Annotated in this window: 3 protein-coding genes; 1 reads left to right on the plus strand and 2 read right to left on the minus strand. The window is 62.4% G+C overall.

The genetic code is table 11. The annotated features are described in order from the left end of the window. Positions 1-368: acyl-CoA dehydrogenase family protein (locus JOZ76_RS27610; protein WP_291704052.1), on the minus strand; the 368-nt coding region annotated here is incomplete at its 3' end. A 215-nt stretch (positions 369-583) separates the two neighbouring features. Between JOZ76_RS27610 and JOZ76_RS27615 the strand changes: the two genes are divergently transcribed. Further along, positions 584-1,489, plus strand: a complete 906-nt coding sequence (locus JOZ76_RS27615; protein ID WP_291704056.1) for an alpha/beta fold hydrolase — start codon at positions 584-586, stop codon at positions 1,487-1,489. Between the two features lie 142 nt (positions 1,490-1,631). On the opposite strand, the gene JOZ76_RS27620 is transcribed toward JOZ76_RS27615, so the two are convergent. Further along, positions 1,632-2,090, minus strand: a complete 459-nt coding sequence (locus tag JOZ76_RS27620; protein ID WP_291704054.1) for a nucleoside deaminase — start codon at positions 2,088-2,090, stop codon at positions 1,632-1,634. Positions 2,091-2,570 lie beyond the last annotated feature (480 nt).

Below are 2,570 nucleotides of genomic sequence, written 5' to 3' on the forward strand. Positions count from 1 at the left end.
TCGCCGTTGAGCAGGGGTCTTAGGAATTTTTCCTTTTGATGCTCCGTGCCGTGAGCCAGAATTGTCATGATCGAGGCGTCGTCGGGGCCTTGCGTGTTCATCGACAACGCGCCCAGCATGCTCTCGCCGAGTTCCATCTGCACCAGCGCGTTGGCCAGCGGGCCGAGGCCCATGCCGCCATATTCCCTGGGCACGAACGGATTCCACAGCCCCTGGGCGCGCGCCTTGGCGCGCAGCTTTCCGAGCACCTCGTCGAACGGTTTTGTATCGAGCTCCTTCTCCGCGGGAATGCACGCTTCGTGCACCCATTTGCGCACTTGTTCGCGGATTGCCCTGGCCTCGGCGGGAATTTCGAAATCGATCGACATGACGTTTCCTCTGGCGTTTGCTTGGCTTCTTCTTTGGATGAAGCTTGCATAGCTCCGGCCCGCGCGAGCAGCAACGCCAAACAAAGTTTGAAGGGCCAAGTTGGTCGTGCCCCGCGCAAGCGGCGCATCCAGTACGGCGGGACGGCTGTTGTTGACCGAGATGTTGGTGTTTACTGGATCATCCGCTTGCGCGGATAATGACAGGGGTGTTTGTGATGCCCGATCTCGCCGACCTCTTTCCAGATTTCGCCTCTGAATGGATCAATACCTCTGGGGGCCGCATCTTCGCCCGGGTCGGCGGCAAGGGTCCGCCGCTGTTGCTGCTGCACGGCTTTTCCGAGACGCATGTGATGTGGCACCGCGTCGCGCCGCAGCTCGCCGACCGTTTCACGCTGATAGCAGCCGATCTGCCCGGCTATGGCTGGTCCGATATGCCCGAGAGCGATGCGGATCATACGCCCTACACCAAGCGCGCGATGGCACGTACCATCATCGAGGCGATGGAACGGCTCGGTCACGTGCACTTTGCGCTGGCCGGCCACGACCGCGGCGGCCGCGTGGCCTATCGTCTCGCGCTCGATCATCCGGGCCGGCTGTCGCGGCTTGCGGTCCTCGATATCCTGCCGACCTACAATTACTGGGAGCGCATGAACCGGCTCTATGCGCTAAAGATCTATCACTGGACGTTTCTGGCGCAGCCTTATCCGCTGCCCGAGACGCTGATTAGCAGCAATTCCGACTTCTTCCTGAAATACAAGATGGCGAGCCAGACCAGGAGCAGGACGCTCGATGCGATCGATCCGCGCGCGCTGGAGCATTATCTCGCCCCGTTCCGCGATCCGTCGCGGCTGCATGCGATGTGCGAGGATTATCGCGCCGGCGCCTATGCAGACTACGAAATCGACAAGGCGGATTTTGACTCTGGCAAGAAGATCACGATTCCCATGCTGGCGCTGTGGGGCGACGCGGGAATCGCCCGCGCCGCCGCAACGCCGCTCGACACCTGGAAGCTGTGGGCGACAAACGTGTCCGGCTCGCCCGTCGATTCCGGGCATTTTCTGACGGAGGAGAATCCGGACGTGACGGCGAAACTGCTGCGCGAGTTTTTTCTGGCGATGTAGCCAAGAACGTCGCCACGCATAGCGCTCGTCGTCACCCGCGGAAAGCGGGTGATCCGGTACGCCGCGGCCTATCGGCTCGAGCACACCGTCTCTGGAATACTGGATCATCCGCTTTCGCGGACGATGACAGCGGAAATTGAGACTACCGTCTCGCCCGAAAAAAATCCCGCAACAGCGTCGCCGCCTCGCTCTCGCCGACCGCGGAATAGATCTCCGGCACGTGGTGGCAGGTGGGCTGGTTGAAGAACCGAACGCCCGACTCGACCGCGCCGCCCTTGGGGTCGGCCGCGCCGTAATAGAGCCGCCGCAGCCGCGCGAACGAGATGGCACCGGCGCACATGGTGCAGGGCTCCAGCGTGACATAGAGGTCGCAGTCGACCAGCCGTTCGGTGCCGATGGCTTCGGCGGCCTGACGGATTGCCAGGATCTCGGCATGGGCGGTCGGATCGCGGTCGGTCAAGGTCCGGTTGGCCGCGGTGGCGATGACCTTGTAATCCCGCACGATGACGCATCCGATCGGAACTTCGCCGGCTTTTCCGGCATTTTTCGCCGTTTTCAGCGCCAAATCCATGAAAGAGGGGGCCTTCATGCCTCGTATCATCGCAAGAAACCTGCTACTGGATCGGCCTTCAGCACACGTGGACACTTGGGTTTTGCGTGACAATGCGGCTCGATGAACGGGCGCGCAAGAACGCGATGTGATCCACCCAAACGAGATCTCTCATGCCCCGCGACAATGACAATGACAACGCTTCCTCGCGCGGCCGGCGTGATGGTCCATCCGGTGGTAAAGGCCGCTCTGGCGCCAAACGAGGCCCCGAGAAGAAGTTTGCCAAACGGGGCTTTGGGAAGGATTTTGCGGACAAGCGCGACGGGGAGCGGCGCCCCGATGCCGGGAAAACCGACGGCACCAGATCCTACCGCAAAAAACCCCATTCCGGCGCGGGCAAGCCCTATGGTGGTGATCGCGAGGGGCGTCCGCCGCGCCGCGATGGGGCCGCACCGCGTCCTCGGGGTGATCGCCCGTTCGTCGATCGTCCATCCCGTTTCAACCGGGATGATCGGCCCTCGCGTGGCGAGG

It is taken from the genome of Bradyrhizobium sp. (assembly GCF_019244115.1).
Lineage (GTDB): Bacteria > Pseudomonadota > Alphaproteobacteria > Rhizobiales > Xanthobacteraceae > Bradyrhizobium.

Excerpts from the sequence above, each read along its gene's own strand:
- JOZ76_RS27615 (WP_291704056.1), top strand. The coding sequence starts at position 584 with ATGCCCGATCTCGCCGACCTCTTTCCAGATTTCGCCTCTGAATGGATC.
- JOZ76_RS27620 (WP_291704054.1), bottom strand. The coding sequence starts at position 2,090 with ATGATACGAGGCATGAAGGCCCCCTCTTTCATGGATTTGGCGCTGAAA.